Consider the following 22,636-nt stretch of genomic DNA (forward strand, 5'->3'; position numbering starts at 1 on the left):
AAGGCGCTGGACGGCGCCCTTGCCCGTCCTAGCCGCGTTTTTGTACCAGCGTCAGGATATCGTAACTCGCCACCAGTTCGTCGTGTTGATTCGTTACCTGGACATCCCACGCCACCACGCCCTGGCCGCGGCCCTGCTCGTCGGTACGGTTGCGGTCGACCTTGCGCTTGCAGGTGAGCCGTGCGCGGATGGTGTCGCCGATCGCCACCGGGGCCACGAAGCGCAGGTTGTCCAGGCCGTAGTTGGCCAGCACCGGACCCGGCGCCGGCGACACGAACAGGCCCGCCGCCGCCGACAGCACGAAGTAGCCGTGGGCGATGCGCTTGCCGAACTGGGTGTCCTTGGCCGCGATCTCGTCGAAGTGCATGTAGAAGTAGTCGCCCGAGACGCCGCCGAAGTTGACGATGTCGGCTTCGCTCACGGTGCGGCGGTGGGTCAGCAGCGAGTGGCCGACTTCCAGGTCTTCGAACCAGCGGCGGAACGGGTGGACTTCCGTTTCCTTGACGGCGCCGCCGCGCACGTATTCGCCGGTGACGGCCGTGAGCATGGTCGGCGAGCCCTGCACCGCGGCGCGCTGCAGGAAGTGTTTCACCGCGCGGATGCCGCCCAGTTCTTCGCCGCCGCCGGCGCGGCCCGGGCCGCCGTGCTTGAGCTGCGGGAGCGGCGAGCCGTGGCCGGTGGAATCCACCGCCGATTCGCGTTCGAGGATGTGCACGCGGCCGTGCGAAGCGGCGGCCACCGGCACCGCATGGGCGGCGATCAGAGGGTCCCGGGTCACCAGGGTGGTCACCAGGCTGCCCTTGCCGCGTGCGGCCAGCGCCAGGGCTTCGTCGATGTCGCGGTAGGTCATCAGCGTGCTGACCGGGCCGAAGGCTTCGATGTCGTGCACGGCGTCGTTGACCATCGCATTGCGGCACAGCAGCAGGGTCGGCGCGAAGAAGGCGCCGTTGGCGCAACCGTCTCCCACCGGATTGAAACCGTCGCGCGCGCTGAACAGGACTTCGTTGCCGCGCGCCAGCATCTCGACGCGCTCGGACACGTCGCGGTGCTGGTCCATCGAGGCCAGCGCGCCCATGCGCACGCCCTCGACCTTCGGGTTGCCGACCGTGATCTTGGCCAGGCGCTCGCGCAGGCGCTGGCCGACGGCCTCGGCATGCTGCTCGGGCACGATCACGCGCCGGATCGCGGTGCATTTCTGGCCGGCCTTGCCGGTCATCTCGCGCGCCACTTCCTTCACGAACAGGTCGAATTCCGGATCGTCCGGGTTGACGTCCGGCGCCAGGATGGCGCCGTTCAGCGAGTCGGCTTCGGCGGTGAACGGGACCGATTCGCGGATCAGGTTCTGGTTGGCCTTCAGCTTGGCCGCGGTGTCGGCCGAGCCGGTGAAGGTGACGGCGTCGAAGCCGCCCAGGCGGTCCAGCAGGTCGCCGGTCGAGCCGATGACCAGCTGCAGCGCGCCTTCCGGCAGCAGGCTTGACTCCATCATCATCTTGACGGTGGCGTGGGTCAGGTAGCTGGTGGCGGTGGCCGGCTTGACGATGCAGGGCATCGCGGCCAGGAAGCTCGGCGCGAATTTTTCCAGCATGCCCCAGATCGGGAAGTTGAAGGCGTTGATGTGCACCGCCAGGCCGCCGCGCGGCACCAGGATGTGGGTGCCGGCGAAGCCGCCGCGCTTGCCCAGGGCCATCGCCGGGCCTTCGTGCAGCACGTTCGACGAGGGCAGTTCGCGCGAACCCATGCTGGCATAGGCGAACAGGGTGCCGATGCCGCCTTCGACGTCGACCCAGCTGTCCGGGCGGGTGGCGCCGGTCAGGTGCGAGATCTCGTACAGCTCTTCCTTGCGCTCCATCATGTACAGCGCCAGGGCCTTCAGGCGCTGGGCACGCTGCTGGAAGTCGAGCGACATCAAGGAAGGGATGCCGGTCTTGCGGCCGTAGTTCACGGCCTCGTCGAAGTCGATTTTCTCGGCGTGGGTGTGGTAGATCAGTTCGTTGTTCAGCGCGCTGTGCAGCGGGGTAGCCGCTTCAGTGCCGTGCCAGCGGCCGGCGATCAGGCTTTGCAGGGTTGCGATGTTGCCCATTTGTTTGGCTCCGTTCTTGTCTCTTCAGGTTTTCGGTTTGTGCATGCCGTCTGGCGCGAATTCGATGGCCTTGCGATCCGGCTCGACCTCGGTGAACGCCTCGACCTCGCGCATCGTCTGCAGCGCGCGCACATTCAGTTCGTGGTACTGGCGCGTCCCGAAGCTCTTCCACCTCACGTCCTCATCGGTCAGCGCGCGCATGACCTTGGCGGGCGTACCCATCACCATGCTGCGCGGCGGGATGATCATCCCGGCTTTCACGAAGCTCATCGCGGCCACGATCGACTCTTCGCCCACCACCGCCTTGTCCATCACCACCGCGTTCATGCCGACCATGGCGTTGCGCTTGATGCGGCAGCCGTGCAGCACCGCGCCATGCCCGATGTGGCCGTCGACCTCGACCACCGTGTCCTCGCCCGGGAAGCCGTGCATCACGCAGGTGTCCTGCAGGTTGGCGCCCTCTTCCAGGATCAGGCGGCCGAAGTCGCCGCGCATCGAGGCCAGCGGGCCGATGTAGCAGCGCGGGCCGACGATCACGTCGCCGATCAGCACGGCGCTCGGGTGCACGTAGGCGGTGGGATGCACCACCGGCCGCACGCCGTCGATTTCGTACACCTTGACCATGCTCATACCCGCTCGACGATGAGCGCGATGCCCTGGCCGACGCCGATGCACATGGTGCACAGGGCGTAGCGGCCCTTGGTGCGGTGCAGCTGGTTCACGGCGGTGGTCACCAGGCGCGCGCCGGAGGCGCCCAGCGGGTGGCCGAGCGCGATCGCGCCGCCGTTCGGGTTGACGTGGGCCGCGTCGTCGGCCAGGCCGAGGTCGCGCATCACGGCCAGGCCCTGGGCGGCGAAGGCTTCGTTCAGTTCGATGACGTCCATCTGGTCGAGGCGCAGGCCGGTTTGCGCCAGCAGCTTCTTGACGGCCGGCGACGGGCCGAAGCCCATGATGCGCGGCGCCAGGCCGGCGGTGGCCATGCCGACCACGCGGGCGCGCGGCGTCAGGCCATGGCGTGCGGCGGTGGTTTCCGCGGCCAGCAGCAGCGCGCAGGCGCCGTCATTCAGGCTCGAGGCGTTGCCGGCGCTGACCGTCCCGTCGGGCATGACCACGCCCTTCAGCTTGGCCAGCGCTTCCATGCTGGTCTCGCGCGGCTGCTCGTCGGTGTCGAACACGCGCGACTCGCCTTTCTTTCCATGGATCGTGACCGGCACGATCTCGTCCCTGAAGACGCCCTCGGCATGGGCGCGCGCCCAGCGCTGCTGGCTGCGCAGCGCAAACGCATCCTGGTCCACACGGTTGATGTTGAATTCGAGCGCCACGTTCTCGGCGGTCTCGGGCATCGAGTCGATGCCGTACTTCGCTTTCATGAGCGGATTGACGAAGCGCCAGCCGAGGGTGGTGTCTTCGATCCTGGCCGCGCGCGAGAAAGCGCTGTCGGCCTTGCCCATCACGAAAGGCGCACGGGTCATGCTCTCGACGCCGCCGGCGATGATCAGCTTCGCTTCGCCGGCGCGGATCGCGCGGGCGGCGGTGCCGACCGCGTCCATGCCGGAACCGCACAGGCGGTTGATGGTGTTGGCCGACACCACCGGGGGCAGCCCGGCCAGCAGCGCGGCCATGCGGCCCACGTTGCGGTTGTCTTCGCCGGCCTGGTTGGCGCAGCCATAGAACAGGTCATCCACCGCCTCCCAGTCGACGTCCTTGTTGCGTGCGATGAGGGCGGCGATGGGCAGCGCGCCCAGGTCGTCGGCGCGCACGCTCGACAGCGAGCCGCCGTAGCGGCCGAAGGGGGTGCGGATGGCGTCGCAGATGAATGCGTGGGTCATGGTGTCTCCTCGGTGTTCTTGGATTTTCTTCAGTTCTTCGGGCGCTTGTCGACCACGCGCCGGGCCTTGCCGGTCAGCGTGCGCTCGATTCCGCCCGGCGGATTGAGGGTCACGCGCGTGGTCACGCCCACATGGGTCTTGATGCGGTGCTGGAGTTCGCGGCAGAGCAGCTCGACGTCGCCGGACGACAGCGCGCCGTCGCGCAGTTCGCCCAGCACCTCCAGGGTGTCGAGATGGCCGTCGCGCGCCACCACCAGCTGGTATTGCGGCGCCAGCGCCGGCATCTTGAGGATGATCTCTTCGATCTGGCTCGGGAACACGTTCACGCCGCGGATGATCAGCATGTCGTCCGAGCGGCCGGTGATGCGGCCCATGCGGCGCATCGAGCGCGCGGTCGGCGGCAGCAGGCGCGTCAGGTCGCGCGTGCGGTAGCGGATGATCGGCAGCGCTTCCTTGGAAAGTGACGTGAACACCAGCTCGCCCTCCGCGCCGTCCGGCAGCACCTCGCCGGTGTCTGGGTCGATGATCTCGGGGTAGAAATGGTCTTCCCAGATCACCGGGCCGTCCTTGCTCTCGATGCACTCGCTGGCCACGCCCGGGCCCATCACTTCCGACAGGCCGTAGATGTCGACCGCGTCGATGCCGGCGCGCGCTTCGATCTCGCGGCGCATGGCGTCGGTCCAGGGTTCGGCCCCGAAAATGCCGACCTTCAGCGAGGAGGTGGCCGGATCGATGCCCTGGCGCGCGAATTCCTCGACGATGTTCAGCATGTACGAGGGCGTGACCATGATGATCGAGGGCTTGAAGTCCTGGATCAGCTGCACCTGCTTCTCGGTCTGGCCGCCCGACATCGGGATCACGGTGCAGCCGAGCCGTTCGGCGCCGTAGTGCGCGCCCAGGCCGCCCGTGAACAGGCCGTAGCCGTAGGAGATGTGCACCATGTCGCCGGCACGGCCGCCGGCGGCGCGGATCGAGCGCGCCACCACGCCGGCCCAGGTGTCGATGTCCTTCTGGGTGTAGCCGACCACGGTGGCCTTGCCGGTGGTGCCGCTCGAGGCGTGGATGCGCACCACCTGCTCGCGCGGCACGGCGAACAGGCCGAAGGGGTAGTTGTCGCGCAGGGTCTTCTTGTCGGTGAAGGGGAACTTCGCCAGGTCGGCCAGCGACTTCAGGTCTGCGGGATGCACGCCGGCGGCGTCGAACGCGGCGCGGTAGTGCGGCACGTTCTCGTAGGCGTGGTGGAGCGACCACTTCAGGCGCTCGAGCTGCAGGGCCTGCAGCTCGTCGCGGCTGGCGCGTTCGATCGGTTCCAGTTCGCCGGGGGCCGGGGTGGAAGAAAATGCGCGTTGTACCATCTCGACCTCCTAGTCGTCTTGCAAGAAAGCTTAAACCTGAACCTCTGCGACCATGCCGCTGACCCGGTGCGACTTGCCCCGGAACAGCGCTATCGTGCGCCCTTCCTGGTTGCTCACCTTGATGTCGTACACGCCGGTCTTGCCCTGCAGGGCCTGTTCCACGGCTTCGGCCACCAGCACGTCGCCCTCGCGGCCGGGCGCCAGGTAGTCGATCGTGCAGCCGGCGCCCACGGTATTGACATTGTGCGAGTTGCAGGCGAAGGCGAAGGCGCTGTCGGCCAGCATGAAGATGTAGCCGCCGTGGCAGGTGGCGTGCCCGTTGAGCATGTCGGGGCGCACGCGCATCGACATGCGCGCGTAACCCGGGCGGATCGCGTCGAGCGTCATGCCCAGCGCCTGGCTGGCCGGATCGCGCTCGTACATGGTCTTGCCGGCCAGTTCGGCCAGGGCCTGCAGTTCGCCGTGCCGTTCGCTATGCATGGAAGCTTGCTCCGTGCTGGTTGGCCGCCAGCTTGCGGCGCAGCAGCGGCGAGACGCGATAGCGGTCTTCGCCGTAGGTGGTGGCAAGGTTGGCCAGCACGGCGCCGATGTGCTGCAGGCCGATGCTGTCGGCCCAGGCCAGCGGCCCGCGCGGATAGTTCACGCCTTTTTGCATCGCGATGTCGACGGCAGCGGCGCTGCACACGCCCTGGTTGACGGCGTCGGCCGCTTCGTTGGCCAGCATGGCGACGGTACGCATCACGGCCATGCCGGGCACGTCGTCCAGGCGCGTGACGGCAAAGCCGGCGGCCTGGAACATGCCGACCACGGCGTTATAGGCTTCGACGCTGCACTGGTCGGCCCGGGCCAGCGCGATACGGGTGGCGCCGGCCGGGTCCAGCAGCAGGTCGTAGACGACGGTGTCGTCGTGCCAGCTCTCGGCGGCGCGCTCGGTGGCGCTGCGGCCGTCGGTAAGGTACACGGCGGCGCCCTGGCACACGAAGCCGGGCGTGCTGTCGAGGGTCTCTTCGTGCGGCAGTCCGTAGCCGGCGGCGGCGAGGCGCGCGGCCAGCGGCGCGATCGCGCTCGCATCGCCGCCGACGATCGACACCGCTGCGGGCCGCGCCTGCGGCGCCTCGGTCTGCACGGCGGGCTTGTCGGCGCCGTCGCCATAGCGGTAGAAACCGCGCCCGGTCTTGCGGCCCAGGAAGCCGGCGTTGACCAGTTCCTGCTGCAGGATCGAGGGCGTGAAGCGCGGGTCGCCGAAGTAGGCGTTGTAGACCGAATTCGTCACCGAGAAGTTGACGTCGTGGCCGATCAGGTCCATCAGCTCGAAGGGGCCCATGCGGAAACCGCCGCAGTCGCGCAGCACGGCGTCGATGGTCGCGGGTTCGCCGGCCTGTTCCAGCAGCAGGCGCAGCGCCTCGGCGTAGTACGGGCGGGCCACGCGGTTGACGATGAAGCCGGGCGTCGACTTCGCCTGCACCGGGCTCTTGCCCCAGGCTTCGGCGGTGGCGTAGACCGTGTCGGCCACGCCCGGGTCGGTGGCGATGCCGCTGATGACCTCCACCAGCGCCATCAGGGGCACCGGATTGAAGAAGTGCATGCCGACCAGGCGCTCCGGACGGCGCAGCGGCGCGGCGATCGCGGTGACCGAGATCGACGAGGTGTTGGTGGCCAGGATGCAGTCGTCCGCCACGATGCCTTCCAGCTCGCGGAACAGGGCGCGCTTGGCGTCCAGGTTCTCGACGATGGCCTCGACCACCAGCGCGGCGCCGGCGGCCTCCTGCAGGGTGCCGATGCGCTGGAGGCGGGCCTGCGCCTGCTCGGCTGCCACGCTGTCCATGCGGCCCTTCTCGACCAGCCTGGCGTAGGTCTTGCCGATGTCGGCGATGGCCTTGTCGGCGGCGCCGTCGCGGGTGTCGAACAGCAGCACCTGGTGGCCCGCGCCGGCGGCCACCTGCGCAATGCCGGAACCCATGGCGCCGCTGCCGACCACGGCGACGATGCTGTTGTTGGGGAGTGCCTGCATGTCTTATTCTCCCTTGAAGTGCGCCGGGCGCTTGGCGATGAAGGCGGCGACGCCTTCGCGGTAGTCGTGGCTGTAGCCCAGCTCGCGCATCATCTCGCCCTCCAGCTTCAGCTGCTCCGGCAGGGTGTTGGCCCAGCTGGCTTGCAAGGCTTGCTTGGTGAAGGCCAGGCCCTTGGTCGGCGCGCTGGCGAAGTGCTCGGCCATGGCCATGGCCTGGTCCATCAGGGCTTCGTCGGGCACGCAGGCCCAGATCAGGCCCCACTGCTCGGCCTTTTCGGCGCTGAGCTTCTCGCCCAGCATGGCCAGGCCCGTGGCGCGCGCCGGGCCGATCAGGCGCGGCAGGTGCCAGGTGCCGCCGGTGTCGGGGATCAGGCCCAGCTTGCAGAAGGCTTCGATGAAGCTGGCCGATTTCGCGGCCAGCACGATGTCGCAGGCCAGGGCCAGGTTGGCGCCGGCGCCGGCCGCCACGCCGTTGACGGCGCAGATGACCGGCATCGGCAGCGACTTCAGCGTGAGCACCAGGGGGGCGTAGAACTTCTCGACCGATTCGCCGAGGTCGACGCCGGGCGCGCCCGGCGCGACGGCGCGGTCCTGCAGGTCCTGGCCGGCGCAGAAGCCGCGGCCGGCGCCGGTCAGCACCAGCACCCGTGCCGATTTGTCGGCCTGGAGTTGTTCGAGGGCGTCGCGCACTTCGAGGTGCATGGCCTGGGTGAAGCTGTTCAGGCGATCGGGGCGGTTCAGGGTGAGGACGGCGATGCCGTTGTCGATCTTGAACTGGATGGATTCGTAGCTCATGGATGTCTCCAAGTCTTATTGTTGTCCGTTGAGTCGTCGTCCCGGCGCAGGCCGGGACCCAGGTTCGCTGCTATGCCACGAATGTCAATTGGACCCCGGCCTGCGCCGGGAGCCGGGCTCGCCAATGGCGAGAACGACGGTGTCTCTGCTGGCAGGCCTATTCGGCGATGTCGAAGTCGACCACGACCTTGTCGGTGATCGGAAAACTCTGGCAGCTCAGCACGAAGCCGCGCGCGACTTCGTAGTCTTCCAGCGCGTAGTTCACGTCCATCTCCACCTGCCCGTCAAGCACCTTGCAGCGGCAGGTCGAGCACACGCCGCCCTTGCAGGAGTAGCGCATGTCGATGCCCGCGCGCAGGCCGGCGTCCAGCAAGGACTCCTTGTCCTTGTCCATCGTGAAGCTGGCCGCGTTGCCGTCCATGATGACGGTGACTTCGGTCTGGTGCTGCTGCCCTGCTTCGACCTTGCGCGGCTTGTGCTCGTGCTTGGGAATGCTGGCGGCGAACAGCTCGATGCGTATCTTTTCCTTGGCCAGCCCGGCCGCCTGCAGCGAACGCGACACGCCGTGCATCATGTCTTCGGGGCCGCAGATGAAGGCCACGTCGATGTCCCGGATGTCGATCCAGTGGCGCAGGAACAGGCCGCACTTTTCTTCGGTGATGCGGCCGTTGAACAATTCGATGTCCTGCTGCTCGCGGCTCATCACATACACCAGCTTGAGCCGGTCCATGTAGGTGTCCTTGAGGTCGGTCAGCTCGTCGCGGAAGATCACGCTCGACGAGGCGCGGTTGCCGTACACGATGGTGAAGCGGCTCTTCGGCTCGGCCTGCAGGGTGGTCTTCACGATCGACAGGATCGGCGTGATGCCGCTGCCGGCCGCGAAGGCCAGGTAGTGGCGCTCGCTCTGCGGATCGAGCGGCACGTTGAAGTGGCCCATCGGCGGCATCACTTCCAGGGTGGCGCCCGGCTGCAGGTGCTCGTTGGCCCAGCTCGAGAACTGGCCGCCGGCGACCCGCTTGATGGCCACGCGCAGGGTGTCGTCCTGCACCGCCGAGCAGATCGAATAGGAACGGCGCACGTCCTCGCCGTCGATCATCGCGCGCAGGGTCAGGTGCTGGCCCTGCTGGTAGGCGAACTGGTTTTTCAGCTCGGCCGGGACGTCGAAGGTGACGGCGATGGCGTCGCGGGTCTCGTGCTTCACCTTGGCCACGGTCAATGGATAGAATTTGCTCATCGGTCTCGTTGTGCTCTCAGTGGCACTTGAAGTAATCGAATGGCTCGCGGCAGTCGAGGCACTTGTACAGGGCCTTGCACGGCGTCGAGCCGAACTCGCTGGTCAGCTGGGTGTGCGGCGAGCCGCAGTGCGGGCAGGCCACCTCGGGCGCGGCGCGGCGGCGGATGCCGGCATGCAGGCCGCTGATGTCGATCGCCTGCTGCACCGGGGGCGCGATGCCGTAGCCCTTGAGGGCGGCCTTGCCGGCTTCGCTCATCCAGTCGGTGGTCCAGGCCGGCGCCAGGCGGCTGACGATGCGCACCTGCTCCAGGCCGTGCGCCTGCAGGGCCTCTTTCACGGCGTCGGCGATCACCTGCATCGCCGGGCAGCCGGAGTAGGTGGGCGTAATCGTCACCACGCAAGCGTCGCCGTCGAAGGCGACCTCGCGCACGATGCCGAGGTCCACCACCGAGATGACCGGGATCTCCGGATCGGCGACGTCGCCGAGCCAGCGCCAGACCTGCTCGGGGGTGATGCCGACTGCGTTCATTACCACTGCGCTCCCGGATAGGCGCGCTGCAGGAACTGCATCTCGGCCAGGATGTAGCCCAGGCGCTCGGTGTGCCGGCCCTGCTTGCCGCCGCGCTGCATGTATGCGTCGGGAGAAGGCATGGCCAGCGTGGCTTCCGCGAACACCTCGGCCATGTGGTCGAGGCAGTGCCGGCGCAGCGAATCGACCGCCGGGGCCACGCCCTGCTCCACCATCGCATCGTCCACGGCGTCGTAGAGGAACATCTCGCCGCTGTACATCCACAGCTCGTCCAGCGCGGCCTGCATCTTGGCGTGGCTGAGCTCGGTGCCGTCGCCCAGGCGCACCACCAGGTCGCCGGAGCGGCGCAGGTGGTAGGTGACTTCCTTGATCGACTTCTGCGCGATCTCGGCGATGCGCGCATCGCTGGAGCGGGTCAGCCCGTCCACCAGGAAGTAGTGCCAGGTATCGAACAGGAACTGGCGCATCATGACCTCGGCGTAGCTGCCGTTCGGTTGCTCCACCAGCAGGCAGTTGCGGTAGTCGTGCGCGTCGCGCAGGAAGGCCAGGCGGTCTTCGTCGCGGCCCTTGCCTTCGAGTTCGCCGGCATAGCTCAGCCACATGCGGGTCTGGCCCAGCAGGTCGAGCGCCACGTTCGACAGCGCCATGTCTTCTTCCAGCGCCGGGCCCTTGCCGCACAGCTGGCACAGCTGCTGCGACAGGATCAGCGCGTTGTCGCCCTGGCGCAGCAGGTACTCGATCTTTGCATCCACAGTGTTCGCCTCCAACTGCGCACTCACAGGTTCTTGACTTCTTCCGGCATCAGGAAGAAGGTCGGGTGGCGGTAGACCTTGCTGTTGGCCGGCTCGAACAGGGCTTCCTTGTCGTTCGGGCTGCTGGCCACGATGTCCTGGGCGCGCACGACCCAGATGCTGACGCCTTCGTTGCGGCGGGTGTAGACGTCGCGCGCGTTGTTGATCGCCATCTCGGCGTCAGGTGCGTGCAGGCTGCCCACGTGCTTGTGGGCCAGGCCGTGCTGGCTGCGGATGAAGACTTCCCACAGCGGCCATTCTTTGCTCATCTTGTATCTCCGTAATTCTTGTGCGGTCATGCGTAAGCTGGTTGAACGCGGGGGCGTTTGTAATTCCGGCCATTGGCCGAAATTACCCCGCCCACCCTACGAAAGGCGATTATGCGGCGGCCTTGGCGGCGGCTTTTTTCTCGGCGTGGGCGACCAGCGCGTCGCGGAACCATTCGCCGTCTTCATAGGCCTTCACACGGGTGCGCAGGCGCTCGCGGTTGCAGGGGCCGTTGCCCTTCAGGACGTTGTGGAACTCGCTCCAGTCGATCTCGCCGAAATCGTAGTGGCCGCGTTCCTCGTTCCATGCCAGGTCGGGGTCGGGAATGGTCAGGCCCAGGTATTCGGCCTGCGGCACGGTCTGGTCGACCATGCGCTGGCGCAGCTCGTCGTTCGAGAACAGCTTGATGCGCCAGGCGGTCGACTGCGCGCTGTTGACCGACTCGGCGTCCGAGGGGCCGAACATCATCAGCGAAGGCCACCACCAGCGGTTCAGCGCCTCCTGGGCCATCGCCTTCTGCTCGGGCGTGCCGCGGCACAGCGCCATCATGATGTCGTAGCCCTGGCGCGCGTGGAAGGACTCTTCCTTGCAGACGCGGATCATGGCGCGCGCATACGGCCCGTAGGAGCAGCGGCACAGCGGGATCTGGTTGATGATGGCCGAGCCGTCCACCAGCCAGCCGATGGCGCCCATGTCGGCCCAGCTCAGGGTCGGGTAGTTGAAGATGCTCGAGTATTTCGCCTTGCCCGCGTGCAGGGCCTGCAGCAGCTCGTCGCGCGACACGCCCAGCGTTTCGGCGGCACTGTACAGGTAGAGGCCATGGCCGGCCTCGTCCTGGATCTTGGCCAGCAGCACCGACTTGCGCTGCAGCGTGGGGGCGCGCGTGACCCAGTTACCCTCCGGCAACTGACCGACGATCTCGCTGTGCGCGTGCTGCGAGATCTGGCGGATCAGGGTCTTGCGGTAGGCCTCGGGCATCCAGTCCTTCGGCTCGATCTTGATGCCGGCGTCGATGCGGGCCTGGAACGCCGCTTCATCAAGGCCCATGTCTTCTTCGGACCTGACTTTCGTGAGTCCGGTCTCCACCATTTGTGCGTACATGCTGGTCTCCGTTGCGAACTTCTTCAAACCATAATACGATACAAAAAATCGGATGTACACCAAAATTTTGAATCATATTGCGCCAGTCTGCTACCATTACCAACATGCCAAGACTTACCAGCGGCGAGTGGATCGACCACTTCCTCAGCACCGACCCGCCACGCCATAAATCGCTGGTGATGACCGTGTGCGGCGACGCCATCGCCCCGCACGGCGGCGCCTTCTGGCTGGGCAGCATGATTGAGCTGCTGGGCCCGCTCGGCGTGTCCGACCGGCTGGTGCGCACCAGCGTGTTCCGCTTGGTGCAGGAAGGCTGGCTGGTCGCCAGCCGCGAGGGCCGGCGCAGCCGCTACGCGCTGGAGCCCAGGACCGTGCCGCGCTTCGAGCGCGCCAACCGCCGCATCTATTCGCCGCCGGCCCTGCACTGGGACGGCCGCTGGACCTTCGTGCTGGCGCCCACTAGCAGCATCGACGGCGAACTGCGCGCGCTGCTGCGCAAGGAAATGGAATGGGAAGGCTTCGCGATGCTGGCCACCGGCGTGATGGCCCATCCGGCGCCCGACCGCGACACCCTGCGCGAACTGCTGGCGCGCGCCGGCGGCGCGGACAAGGTCTTCGTGTGCGATGCCGCCGAGCTGCCCGGGGTGGGTTCGCGCCCGCTGCCCGAACTGGTGGGCGATGCCTGGGACCTGTCCAGCGTGGCCGCCGCCTACCGCCAGTTCATCGCCGGCTTCGCGCCGGTGGCGGCGCTGCTGGAAGACAAGCCCGACGTCGACGCCCAGGACGCCTTTGCCATCCGCAGCCTGCTGATCCACGCCTACCGCCGGGTGCAGCTGCACGATCCGATGCTGCCGGTCGGGCTGCTGCCCGACCCGTGGCCGGGCTCGGACGCCTACGAACTGGCGCGCCGCATCTACCGCCTGACCTGGGCCCGGGCCGAGGAACACATCATGGCGATGCTGCGCAAGGAAGACGAATTGACGCCGCCGGCCGACGGCCATTTCCATGACCGGTTCGGCGGCCTGGCCTGAGCCTTACGGTATCATGAACGTTTTTACCCAACACCCATAATCGGGACACACCATGTCTATCAAGATCAGCAGCCAGTTCGACGCTGGCGCCATCGAGGTCGTGAACGCCACCAGCGCCAACGCCATCGACCTGAACATCCGCAAGGACTCGCACGCCGATATCATCCAGTGGTTCTACTTCCGCCTGCAGGGCGCGCAAGGCCAGGCCTGCACGATCCGCTTCCTGAACGCCGGCCAGGCCGCCTATCCGGCCGGCTGGGAAGGCTACCAGGCGATGGCGAGCTACGACCGCGTGAACTGGTTCCGCGTGCCGACCTCGTACGACGGCCAGGTGATGAGCATCGAGCACACCCCGGGCATGGACAGCGTCTACTACGCCTACTTCGAGCCCTATTCGTGGGAACGCCACCTGGAGCTGCTCGACCGCGCCCAGATGTCCGAGCACGTGCGCATGCTCGACCTCGGCTCCACCGTCGACGGCCGCGACCTGAACATGCTGGTCATCGGCGAACCGGAACCCGAAAAGAAAAAGGTCTGGGTGATCGCACGCCAGCACCCGGGCGAGACCATGGCCGAGTGGTTCGTCGAAGGCATGCTCGACGCCCTGCTCGACCCGGCGCACCCGTTCGGGCGCCAGCTGTTGAAGGAATCGGTGTTCTACGTGGTGCCGAACATGAACCCCGACGGCTCGGTGCGCGGCAACCTGCGCACCAACGCGGCCGGCGCCAACCTGAACCGCGAGTGGATGAACCCGAGCATGGAACGCAGCCCGGAAGTCTTCCTGGTGCTGCAGAAGATGCATGAAACCGGCGTCGACCTGTGCCTGGACGTGCACGGCGACGAGGGCCTGCCCTACGTGTTCGTGGCCGGCAGCGAATCGCTCCCGACCTGGACCGAGGCCCAGGCCGCGCAGCAGCAGCGCTTCATCGACGACTTCAAGATCGCCAGCCCGGACTTCCAGGACGTGCACGGCTACGGCAAGACCCCGTTCACCGACGAGACGCTCACCATGGGCTCCTCGCACATCACCCACGCCTTCGGCTGCCTGTCGCTGACGCTGGAACTGCCGTTCAAGGACAACGCCAACGACCCGGACCCGCAAGTGGGCTGGGACGGCGCCCGCAGCGCGCGCCTGGGCGGCGCGGTGCTGCAGCCGGTGCTGAACGCGGTGCGCGCGCTGGGCGCGAAGTAGGAGCAGGCCATGAGCGTCTTTTCCGCTTCCGTGTTCGACGCCAGCGTCGTGTATGAAGGCCAGGAGCTGTTCAAGGGCCGCGGCGCGGCCCAGACCTGGGCCGAGAAGGTGGCCAAGGAGCTGGAAACCGAGGTGACGGTCGAGAAGATCGGCACCGGCTGGGCCCTGAAGGCCACGGTGGATGGCGAGCCGGTCGCCTGGGGCATCTATGGGCAGCGGCTGAGCCGCATCGAGCGGGCCGGCTAAGTCCGGCAAGCTCGCACAGTCGGCAAGCGCCCCGGATCGGTTTCCGGGGCGTTATTCATTGTGGGGTAACTACAGTTCGACGCCCAGGTGCTTGCCGACCCAGTTGCCGGCATCCTCGAGCGAATCGAAATGCAGGGTGGCGATGGTGGTCTTGTCCGGCGCCAGGAAGGTGGCGTAGGCCTTGCGCGCCTCGTTGCCCGAGCTGAGCAGGTCGGAAGGCTGGGACAGCTCGACGGTGGCCACGAGGTCGAGGTTGAGCAGGACGCTCTTCTGGCTGTTTTCTTTGTCGATGCGAACGAACTTGCTCATGCTCTCTCCTCAGGAACCGGCAACGACCATCTTCTCGATCAGGATCGAGCCGGTCGATTTATTGCCACGGGTAAGGACATCGTTGCCGATTGCCACGATTTGCGTGAACATCTCGCGCATATTGCCGGCGATGGTGATCTCTTCCACCGGGTACTGGATCACGCCGTTCTCGACCCAGTAGCCGGAGGCGCCGCGCGAATAGTCGCCGGTGACGTAGTTGACGCCCTGGCCCATCAGCTCGGTGACCAGCAGGCCGGTGCCCATCTTGCGCAGCATGCCTTCGAAGTCGTCGGCGCGTTTCGTCTGCGTCGAGACGATGTCGAGGTTGTGCGAGCCGCCGGCGTTGCCGGTGGTCTGCATGCCCAGCTTGCGCGCCGAGTACGACGACAGGAAATAACCCTGCAGAACGCCATTGTCGACCACCTTGCGGCGCACGGTGCGTACCCCTTCCTCGTCGAACGGGGCGGAGCCGACCGCGCCGACCAGGTGCGGGTCTTCGACGATGTTGATGTGGTCCGGGAAGATCTGCTTGCCCAGCGTGTCGAGCAGGAAGCTCGACTTGCGGTACAGCGCGCCGCCCGAGACGGCTTGCACGAAGGCGCCGAGCAGGCCGGCGGCCAGCGGCGCCTCGAACAGCACCGGGCAGGTGCGGGTGTCGAGCTTGCGGGCGTTCAGGCGCGCCAGTGCGCGTTCGGCGGCGTAGCGGCCGACCGCTTCGGGCTTGGCCAGTTTCCTGGGGTCGCGCGCCGAGGTGTACCAGTCATCGCGCTGCATCCGGTTGCCCTTGCCGGCGATGGGGGCGACCGAAATCGTGTGGCGCGAGAACGGGTAGCCGCCGATGAAGCCGCGCGAATTGGCGCCGACGAAATGCGACTGCTGCACGTAGACGCTGGCGCCTTCGCTGTTGGTGATGCGCGGGTCGACGCCGAAGGCCGCGTTCTCGCAGCGCTGGGCCAGTTCGACGGCTTCCTCGGTGCTGATCTGCCAGGGGTAGAACAGGCGCAGGTCGCGCGGCTTCGTTTCCAGCAGCTCGGCGTCGGGCAGGCCGGCGCAGTCGTCTTCGGCGGTGAAGCGGGCGATGTTCCAGGCCGCTTCCACGGTGTCCTTCAGGGACTTGGTGGAGAAGTCGGAGGTATTGGCATTGCCGCGCCGCTGGCCGTAATACACGGTGACGCCGATGCCCTTGTCCTTGTTCTGCTCGATGGTCTCGATCTTGCCTTTACGCACGGAAACCGACAGGCCGCTGCCTTCGCTGATCTCGACCGAGGCATCGGTGGCGCCCTGCTCCTTCGCGAAGGCCAGTACGTCGCGGGCGAGCTGTTTCAGCTGGTCCTGGGTATGGGTAAACGCAGAGGTGATCGCGGAGTCGTTCATATCGTGTTTTTCGTAGCTCGCCCTAAAACAGTTATCATAGCAGCCGTTTACAGTTTTCACTGATCGGCCCAGTGCCAATCGGATCAATCACCATCATGCCTAATCCAAACCGCGGCTCCGTCGGCTTCCAGTCCAACGAATTCGACCAGGAGTACGAACGCCCGTCCAAGTCCGAAGCCAAGCGCCATTCGAACGAGCTGCAGAAGCTCGGCGAACAGCTCGTCGAGGCGCCGCGCGACCGCGTCAAGCGCGTCGAGATGCCGGAAGACGTCAAGGAAGCCATCCTTACCTGCCAGACCATCAGCAACCACGAGGGCCGCCGCCGCGCCCTGCAGTTCGTGGGCAAGAAGATGCGCACGCTGGACGAGGAAGAAGTCGCCGTCATCCAGCGCACCATCGACAGCTGGAAAGGCGCCTCGAAAGCCGAGACCGCCGCGCTGCACGCCCTCGAGCGCCGCCGCGAAAAGCTGCTGGCCGACGACAAGGCCCTGACCCAGCTGCTGGAAGAGAATCCGGAGCTCGACGCGCAGCACCTGCGCACCCTGATCCGCAACGCGCGCAAGGAACAGGCGGAGAACAAGCCGCCCAAGGCCTACCGCGAGATCTTCCAGATCCTGAAGGACCTGGGCAAGAAGTCGAAGCAGGCCGACGCCGACGACGAGGAAACGGGCGATGACGAGTCCGACGACGAGTGATCAAACTCTGGTGATCGGCCTGGTGTCGGTCTCGGACCGCGCCAGCGGCGGCGTCTACGAAGACAAGGGCATCCCGGCCCTGTCCGACTGGCTGGCGCAGGCGATCACCACGCCATACCGGATCGAAACCCGATTGATCCCGGACGAACGCGCCGGCATCGAACGCACCCTGGCCGAACTGGTCGACCAGGCGCGCTGCCACCTGGTCCTGACCACCGGCGGCACCGGCCCGGCGCGGCGCGACGTGACGCCCGAGGCGACACTGGCCGTGGCCACCAAGGAGATGCCGGGCTTCGGCGAGCAGATGCGCCAGATCAGCCTGCGCTTCGTGCCGACCGCGATCCTGTCGCGCCAGACCGCGGTGATCCGCGAGACGCCCGACCACGCGGCCCTGATCATGAACCTGCCGGGCCAGCCCAAGTCGATCAAGGAAACGCTGGAAGGCCTGAAGGACGATGCCGGCAATGTGCTTGTCGGCGGCATCTTCGCGGCGGTCCCCTACTGCATCGACCTGATCGGCGGCCCCTACATGGAAACCGATCCGCGCGTCAGCAAGACCTTCCGCCCGAAATCCGCGCTGCGGCCTCCCGCCGCCTGAGCGCAAGCAAAGGAATCCCATGGAACTGCTGCAAAACATCGAGATCGAAACCGCGCCGAACCCGCAAGTGGCGGTGATCTGGCTGCACGGCCTGGGCGCCGACGGCAACGACTTCGTCCCGCTGGTCAACGAACTGGACCTCTCCGGCCTGCCGGGCATCCGCTTCGTGTTCCCGCATGCCAAGACGATGCCGGTGACGATCAACGGCGGCTACGTGATGCGCGCCTGGTACGACATCACCGGCGCCGAGCTGACCCGCCGTGAGGACGAAGGCGGCCTGCGCGCCTCGCAGCGCGACGTCGAAGCCCTGATCGCGCGCGAGAAGTCGCGCGGCATCCCGGCCTCGCGCATCATCCTGGCCGGCTTCTCGCAGGGCTGCGCGATGACGCTGCAGACCGGCATGCGCCACCCGGAAAAGCTGGCGGGCATGCTGTGCCTGTCGGGCTACCTGCCGCTGGCCGCGTCGGTGGCCGCGGAGCGCACCGAAGAGAGCCTGGCCACCCCGATCTTCATGGCCCACGGCACCCACGACAACGTGGTGCCGTTCGCGCGCGCACGCGACTCGAAAGAGGCGCTGGTGTCGCTGGGTTACCAGGTCGAATGGCACGAGTACACCATGCAGCACTCGCTGTGCCTGGAAGAGGTGCAGGACATCTCGAAGTGGATTCGCAAGGTGCTGGCGTAAGACGGCACCAATACCGTAGGGTGGGCGGCTCCACCCGACAATATGACTGGCAGTACCGTCAATGCCGCCCACGCGTTCAGCCGGCAGGAGAATAGCCGTTTCGGCGGTTCGAAGGCGATCTGAACGCGTGGGCGGCGTTTGCATTACCGGTGCATCGTATTGCAGGGTGGAGCCGCCCACCCTACTGCTTCAGCGCCGCCTCCACCGCATCCGCCAGCCGCGACACGATCTCCGACAGGTCCGCCGCCGTCGCGATGAAGGGCGGCGCCAGCAGCACGTGGTCGCCGGACTGCCCGTCGATCGTCCCGCCCATCGGGTAGACCATCAGCCCGTTTTCCATCGCCCTGGCCTTGATCGCCGCGTGCAGCTTGCGTTCCGGCGCGAACGGGGCCTTGGTCGCGCGGTCCTGCACGAGTTCCAGCGCCATGAACATCCCGCGCCCGCGGATGTCGCCCACGTGCTCGTGGGTCCCGAACACGTCGCCCAGCATGCGCCGCAGGGTCGCGCCGCGGCTGCGCACGCGGCCCAGGAGGTCGTCGCGCTCGATCACCTTCTGCACCTCGAGCGCGGCGGCCGCCGCCACCGGATGCCCGATGTAGGTATGGCCGTGCTGGAACATGCCGCTGCCGCTGCGCAGGCAGTCGACGATGGTCCGGTGCGCCAGCACCGCGCCGATCGGCTGGTAGCCCGCGCCCAGGCCCTTGGCGATGGCGACGATGTCCGGCGCCACGCCGTCCTGCTCGATCGCGTACATGGTGCCGGTGCGGCCCATCCCGCACATCACCTCGTCGGCGATGAACAGGATGCGGTAGCGGTCGCAGATGTCGCGCACGCCCTGGAAGTAGCCCGGCGTCGGCGGGATCGCGCCGCCGGTAGCACCCACCACCGGTTCGGCGACGAAAGCGATGATGTTCTCCGGACCCGCCTCCAGGATCCGGGTTTCCAGCTCGTCCAGCAGGCCGGCCGTGTAGTCGTCCACGCTCAGGTAGCCTGGGCGGCCGCGGTATTCGTAGCAGGCTGACACGCGCACGGTGTCCATCAGGAGCGGCGCGAAGGCCTTGCGGCGCCATTCGTTGCCGCCCACCGCCAGCGCGCCCAGCGTGTTGCCGTGGTAGCTCTGGCGCCGCGCCATGAACAGGCGGCGCTGCGGCTCGCCCGCCTCCACCCAGTACTGGCGCGCCAGCTTGAGCGCCGTTTCCATCGCTTCCGAACCGCCCGAGACCAGGTAGACGCCTTCGAGGTCGCGCGGCGCGCCGGCAACCAGGCGGTCCGCCAGCTCCTCGGCCACGTCGGTGGTGAAGAAGGCCGTGTGGGCGTAGGCACAGCGGTCGATCTGGCGGTGCATGGCGGCGATGATGTCCGGATGTCCGTGGCCCAGCGAGGACACGGCCGCGCCGCCGCTGGCGTCGATATACACCCGGCCGGCCTTGTCGCGCATGCGGATGCCGTCGGCGGAGACCGCGGTCGGCGGTACCTGGCGCAGGTTGCGGTGAAGGATATGGCTCATTGCGGCTCCTTGGTCAGAACAAGGCTTTGACGATAAGCGTGCGGCGCGCCGGTTCTTTTGATTTTTAGAGAACGCTGTGCAATTATTTTCTAATTACAACATTCCACGCTTCTTATGGACGACCGACTCGGACCGATCGCGCTGGAGGACATGACCCCGGCCCAGCGCACCGCGGCGCAGGCCATCATCGACGGGCCGCGCGGGGCCGTGTACGGGCCTTTCGTGCCGCTGCTGCGCAGTCCGGAACTGATGGAGTACGCCCAGCGCATGGGCGAATACCTGCGCTACCGCAGCGCGATCGGGGTGCGGCTGTCGGAACTGGCGATCCTGGTCACGGCGCGCCAGTGGAACCAGCAGGTCGAATGGGCGATCCATGCGCCGATCGCGGCGCAGGTGGGCACTCCCGCCTCGGTGATCCACGCGGTCGCCGAGCGCCGCCGGCCGGACGACATGCTGGTGGACGAAGCGGTGGTGCACGACTTCTGCATCGCGCTGCACCAGGGGAAGTCGGTGCCGGACCGGCTGTATGCGGACGCGCTGGCGCTGTTCGGCGAGCACGGGGTGGTCGATCTCATGGGGATCAACGGGTATTACACCTTCCTGGCCATCGTGATGAACACGGCCAGGACGGCGGTGCCGGCATCGAGCGCGGCGCCGCTGCCGGACTAGCGGCTTACTTCGGGAAGGCCACCACTTCCTGCTGCTGCTCGCCGAGGCCGGCGATGCCGAGACGCAGCTTGTCGCCCTTCTTGAGGAAGCGCTGCGGCGAACGGCCCATGCCGACGCCCGGCGGGGTGCCGGTGGTGATGATGTCGCCCGGCTCCAGGGTCATGAAGCGCGACACGTAACTGACGATGTGCGCCACCGAGAAGATCATGTTCGACGTGTTCCCGGTCTGCATGCGCTTGCCGTTCAGTTCCAGGTACAGGTCGAGGTCCTGCACGTCATGGATCTCGTCGCGGGTCACCAGGAAGGGGCCGACCGGGCCGAAGGTGTCGCAGCCCTTGCCCTTGTCCCACTGCGAACCCATCTCGAACTGGAAGGCGCGCTCGGACACGTCGTTGACCACGCAGTAGCCCGCCACGTACTTGAGCGCCTCGTCTTCGTCCACGTACTGCGCGCGGGTGCCGATCACCACGCCCAGCTCGACCTCCCAGTCGGTCTTCTTCGAGCCTTTCGGCAGCTGGACCGGATCGTCCGGACCGGACAGGCTGCTGATCGCCTTGGTGAAGAAGATCGGCTCCTTCGGCACCTCGGCGCCAGTTTCACGGGCGTGGTCGGCGTAGTTCATGCCGATGCCGATGAACTTGCCGACGCCCTTGACCGGCACGCCCAGGCGTGGGTTGCCGCGCACCAGCGGCAGCGTTTTCCAGTCGGTCTTCGCCAGCTTGCGCAGCGCCTTGTCCGACAAGACCGACGCGTCGATGTCGTCGATGATGCCGGACAGGTCGCGCAGGCGGCCTTCTTCGTCGAACAGGCCCGGCTTTTCCTTGCCCGGACGGCCATAGCGTACCAATCTCATTCTTGTATTCCCCGTGTTGAACAGGCCCATGCATGGGCATGGCGGCGATGATACCAAGGATCGCGCGGGACAGTCCGGCGCTCAGCGCGTCAGCAGATAGGCGCTGATGTCCAGCGCATCGCGTTCGCTCACGCCCATGTTGGGCATGGCGGTAGCGGGATCGACCGATTGCGGGTCGCGGATCCAGCGCACCAGCCCGGCCTGGTCGTTCGGCACCGCGCCGGCCAGCACCTTGCGCCGGGCCATGTCTTCGAGCGGGCGGCCGACATACACCTTCGATCCCGGCACGCCGGGAATGATGTGGCAGGACTGGCAGGCGTACTGCGTCACCGCGATCTTGCCGCGCTCCGGGTCGCCCTGCACGCCCACCGGCGGACGCTTGGGAGAACAGCCGGCCAGGCAGGCCAGCGCCAGCGCCACGGCGATGATGTGCGGCGCCCTCATTGCGGCGCCTCCTGCATGGCGACCTGGGCCATCCTGGCCCGGTAATCCTGGGCGCTCATCGCCGGCAGCCTTGTGACGAAGGCGGCCACCGCCCAGATCTCGTCTTCGCGCAGGTGGTATTCCCAGGCCGGCATGCCGCTCATCTTGATGCCGTGCTTCGTGATCCAGTACAGCTCGCGGGCCTCCCAGCGCTGGCTCGCATCCACCAGCGGACCGGGAATCGGCTGCATGCTCATGCCGATGGTCGACTGCGCCACGCCGGGCGCGCCGTGGCACTGCACGCACTTGTCGCGGTAGACCTGCGCCCCAAGGCGCAGCTGTTGTTCGCCGCCGAGCCGCGGCACCCGGATGTCCTGGGCGTGATGGCGCACCGAGTACATCATGCCCTCTTCCAGCACCGTGTAGACGATGGGGAAGTGCTGGGCGGTGGCGCCGATGTTGTACCAGCCGCCATACAGCACGGCCAGCCCGGCCGCGCCCGCGGCGGCGCCGGCCGCCAGCAGCGTCAGTACAGCGGTCTTCACGATCAGCCGGCGGCGGTTGGAAAGCATGTCGGGGTGCGTCCGATTGGATTCGTTAAAAAAAATGCATCACGCTTTGTGTATTATAAAAGCCACTCCACAATTGTGATTTCCAAGCGTGCGCCCCCGTCCCTCCCGCGATATCGTCCGCAAAAACACACAGCGTCTCGGCATGATGCTGGCCTGCGCCGCACTGCTCGCCGGGTGCAAGGACGCGCCGCGCTCGATCGTCCCGGGCGGCGAGGTGCAGCAAGGCCTGCGCCTGGTGACGCAGTACCAGTGCGGCGCCTGCCACGCGATTCCCGGGGTGCAGGGGGCCGCCGGCGGCGACGGGCCGGCGCTGGACCACATCGGCCGGCTGAGCTACATCGCCGGCGGCATCCCCAACCAGCCCGCCAACATGGTGCGCTGGCTGCGCGTGCCGCATGCCGTCAAGCCCGGCACCGAGATGCCGCCGATGGGCCTCACCGACCAGGAGGCGCGCCACATGGCGGCCTTCCTGTACACCCTGAGGTGAGCC

General features: G+C 67.2%; 26 protein-coding genes. 8 read left to right on the forward strand and 18 right to left on the reverse strand.

From position 1 onward, the window contains the following. Positions 1-28: 28 nt before the first annotated feature. The 12 genes from paaZ to paaA form a co-directional block, all read right to left on the reverse strand. Positions 29-2,080, reverse strand: a complete 2,052-nt coding sequence (paaZ, locus tag AB3347_RS05380; RefSeq protein WP_369090751.1) for a phenylacetic acid degradation bifunctional protein PaaZ — start codon at positions 2,078-2,080, stop codon at positions 29-31. 24 nt (positions 2,081-2,104) lie between these two features. Beyond that, entirely contained in the window at positions 2,105-2,704 is a 600-nt protein-coding gene (gene paaY / locus AB3347_RS05385; RefSeq protein WP_369091075.1) for a phenylacetic acid degradation protein PaaY, read from the reverse strand. A 2-nt stretch (positions 2,705-2,706) separates the two neighbouring features. Further along, positions 2,707-3,909: a 3-oxoadipyl-CoA thiolase gene (gene pcaF, locus AB3347_RS05390; protein WP_369090752.1), complete on the reverse strand. Its 1,203-nt coding sequence runs from the start codon at positions 3,907-3,909 to the stop codon at positions 2,707-2,709. A gap of 29 nt (positions 3,910-3,938) precedes the next feature. Further along, positions 3,939-5,264, reverse strand: coding sequence for a phenylacetate--CoA ligase PaaK (gene paaK, locus AB3347_RS05395; protein ID WP_369090753.1), 1,326 nt, complete (start codon positions 5,262-5,264; stop codon positions 3,939-3,941). Positions 5,265-5,294: 30 nt separating this feature from the next. After that, the gene (paaI, locus tag AB3347_RS05400) at positions 5,295-5,744 is read right to left on the reverse strand and encodes a hydroxyphenylacetyl-CoA thioesterase PaaI (RefSeq protein WP_369090754.1); all 450 of its coding nucleotides are present in this window, start codon (positions 5,742-5,744) and stop codon (positions 5,295-5,297) included. After that, entirely contained in the window at positions 5,737-7,275 is a 1,539-nt protein-coding gene (gene paaH / locus AB3347_RS05405) for a 3-hydroxyacyl-CoA dehydrogenase PaaH (RefSeq protein WP_369090755.1), read from the reverse strand. Before paaH ends, paaI begins: the two co-directional genes overlap by 8 nt. A 3-nt stretch (positions 7,276-7,278) precedes the next feature. Next, a complete protein-coding gene (gene paaG / locus AB3347_RS05410) occupies positions 7,279-8,070 on the reverse strand; it encodes a 2-(1,2-epoxy-1,2-dihydrophenyl)acetyl-CoA isomerase PaaG (RefSeq protein WP_369090756.1) in 792 nt (263 codons plus the stop codon). Positions 8,071-8,227: 157 nt separating this feature from the next. After that, positions 8,228-9,304 carry a 1,2-phenylacetyl-CoA epoxidase subunit PaaE gene (gene paaE / locus AB3347_RS05415; protein WP_369090757.1) on the reverse strand — a complete coding sequence of 359 codons (1,077 nt, stop codon included), beginning with the start codon at positions 9,302-9,304 and terminating at the stop codon, positions 8,228-8,230. A gap of 16 nt (positions 9,305-9,320) precedes the next feature. Further along, positions 9,321-9,833: a 1,2-phenylacetyl-CoA epoxidase subunit PaaD gene (paaD, locus tag AB3347_RS05420; protein WP_369090758.1), complete on the reverse strand. Its 513-nt coding sequence runs from the start codon at positions 9,831-9,833 to the stop codon at positions 9,321-9,323. After that, a complete protein-coding gene (paaC, locus tag AB3347_RS05425; protein WP_369090759.1) occupies positions 9,833-10,585 on the reverse strand; it encodes a 1,2-phenylacetyl-CoA epoxidase subunit PaaC in 753 nt (250 codons plus the stop codon). The genes paaD and paaC overlap by 1 nt, the downstream gene beginning before the upstream one ends. 23 nt (positions 10,586-10,608) lie before the next feature. Further along, positions 10,609-10,893, reverse strand: a complete 285-nt coding sequence (gene paaB / locus AB3347_RS05430) for a 1,2-phenylacetyl-CoA epoxidase subunit PaaB (protein ID WP_369090760.1) — start codon at positions 10,891-10,893, stop codon at positions 10,609-10,611. A 109-nt stretch (positions 10,894-11,002) separates the two neighbouring features. Continuing rightward, a complete protein-coding gene (gene paaA / locus AB3347_RS05435; RefSeq protein WP_369090761.1) occupies positions 11,003-11,992 on the reverse strand; it encodes a 1,2-phenylacetyl-CoA epoxidase subunit PaaA in 990 nt (329 codons plus the stop codon). A 104-nt stretch (positions 11,993-12,096) separates the two neighbouring features. Between paaA and paaX the strand changes: the two genes are divergently transcribed. From paaX to AB3347_RS05450, 3 genes are read left to right on the forward strand one after another with little or no spacing between them, the layout of a single operon-like run. Continuing rightward, positions 12,097-13,023, forward strand: coding sequence for a phenylacetic acid degradation operon negative regulatory protein PaaX (gene paaX / locus AB3347_RS05440; RefSeq protein WP_369090762.1), 927 nt, complete (start codon positions 12,097-12,099; stop codon positions 13,021-13,023). 52 nt (positions 13,024-13,075) lie between these two features. Further along, positions 13,076-14,215, forward strand: coding sequence for a M14-type cytosolic carboxypeptidase (locus AB3347_RS05445; protein WP_369090763.1), 1,140 nt, complete (start codon positions 13,076-13,078; stop codon positions 14,213-14,215). A 9-nt stretch (positions 14,216-14,224) separates the two neighbouring features. Then, positions 14,225-14,461, forward strand: a complete 237-nt coding sequence (locus AB3347_RS05450; protein WP_369090764.1) for a hypothetical protein — start codon at positions 14,225-14,227, stop codon at positions 14,459-14,461. A gap of 69 nt (positions 14,462-14,530) precedes the next feature. On the opposite strand, the gene AB3347_RS05455 is transcribed toward AB3347_RS05450, so the two are convergent. Then, the gene (locus AB3347_RS05455) at positions 14,531-14,770 is read right to left on the reverse strand and encodes a hypothetical protein (protein ID WP_369090765.1); all 240 of its coding nucleotides are present in this window, start codon (positions 14,768-14,770) and stop codon (positions 14,531-14,533) included. A gap of 9 nt (positions 14,771-14,779) precedes the next feature. Continuing rightward, positions 14,780-16,144, reverse strand: a complete 1,365-nt coding sequence (gene pmbA / locus AB3347_RS05460) for a metalloprotease PmbA (RefSeq protein WP_369090766.1) — start codon at positions 16,142-16,144, stop codon at positions 14,780-14,782. Positions 16,145-16,239: 95 nt separating this feature from the next. Between pmbA and yjgA the strand changes: the two genes are divergently transcribed. From yjgA to AB3347_RS05475, 3 genes are read left to right on the forward strand one after another with little or no spacing between them, the layout of a single operon-like run. After that, positions 16,240-16,839: a ribosome biogenesis factor YjgA gene (gene yjgA, locus AB3347_RS05465; RefSeq protein ID WP_369090767.1), complete on the forward strand. Its 600-nt coding sequence runs from the start codon at positions 16,240-16,242 to the stop codon at positions 16,837-16,839. Continuing rightward, positions 16,817-17,437 carry a molybdopterin adenylyltransferase gene (gene mog / locus AB3347_RS05470; RefSeq protein ID WP_369090768.1) on the forward strand — a complete coding sequence of 207 codons (621 nt, stop codon included), beginning with the start codon at positions 16,817-16,819 and terminating at the stop codon, positions 17,435-17,437. Before yjgA ends, mog begins: the two co-directional genes overlap by 23 nt. A gap of 19 nt (positions 17,438-17,456) precedes the next feature. Further along, a complete protein-coding gene (locus tag AB3347_RS05475) occupies positions 17,457-18,122 on the forward strand; it encodes an alpha/beta hydrolase (RefSeq protein ID WP_369090769.1) in 666 nt (221 codons plus the stop codon). 181 nt (positions 18,123-18,303) lie between these two features. Here the strand turns inward: AB3347_RS05475 and AB3347_RS05480 are convergent, their stop codons facing one another. Further along, positions 18,304-19,629, reverse strand: a complete 1,326-nt coding sequence (locus tag AB3347_RS05480) for an aspartate aminotransferase family protein (protein ID WP_369090770.1) — start codon at positions 19,627-19,629, stop codon at positions 18,304-18,306. Between the two features lie 114 nt (positions 19,630-19,743). On the opposite strand from AB3347_RS05480, the gene AB3347_RS05485 reads away from it, so the two are divergent. Continuing rightward, positions 19,744-20,298 carry a carboxymuconolactone decarboxylase family protein gene (locus AB3347_RS05485; RefSeq protein ID WP_369090771.1) on the forward strand — a complete coding sequence of 185 codons (555 nt, stop codon included), beginning with the start codon at positions 19,744-19,746 and terminating at the stop codon, positions 20,296-20,298. Between the two features lie 4 nt (positions 20,299-20,302). Here the strand turns inward: AB3347_RS05485 and AB3347_RS05490 are convergent, their stop codons facing one another. The 3 genes from AB3347_RS05490 to AB3347_RS05500 all read right to left on the reverse strand — a co-directional run bounded on the left by AB3347_RS05490 (position 20,303) and on the right by AB3347_RS05500 (position 22,146). Further along, a complete protein-coding gene (locus AB3347_RS05490; RefSeq protein WP_369090772.1) occupies positions 20,303-21,151 on the reverse strand; it encodes a fumarylacetoacetate hydrolase family protein in 849 nt (282 codons plus the stop codon). Between the two features lie 81 nt (positions 21,152-21,232). After that, the gene (locus AB3347_RS05495) at positions 21,233-21,595 is read right to left on the reverse strand and encodes a cytochrome c family protein (RefSeq protein ID WP_369090773.1); all 363 of its coding nucleotides are present in this window, start codon (positions 21,593-21,595) and stop codon (positions 21,233-21,235) included. Continuing rightward, positions 21,592-22,146 carry a cytochrome c gene (locus AB3347_RS05500; protein ID WP_369090774.1) on the reverse strand — a complete coding sequence of 185 codons (555 nt, stop codon included), beginning with the start codon at positions 22,144-22,146 and terminating at the stop codon, positions 21,592-21,594. Before AB3347_RS05500 ends, AB3347_RS05495 begins: the two co-directional genes overlap by 4 nt. A 142-nt stretch (positions 22,147-22,288) precedes the next feature. Between AB3347_RS05500 and AB3347_RS05505 the strand changes: the two genes are divergently transcribed. Further along, positions 22,289-22,633, forward strand: a complete 345-nt coding sequence (locus AB3347_RS05505) for a cytochrome c family protein (RefSeq protein WP_369090775.1) — start codon at positions 22,289-22,291, stop codon at positions 22,631-22,633. Positions 22,634-22,636 lie beyond the last annotated feature (3 nt).

The sequence above is a fragment of the Massilia sp. X63 genome (assembly GCF_041023745.1).
In the GTDB taxonomy this organism is placed as follows: domain Bacteria; phylum Pseudomonadota; class Gammaproteobacteria; order Burkholderiales; family Burkholderiaceae_D; genus Telluria.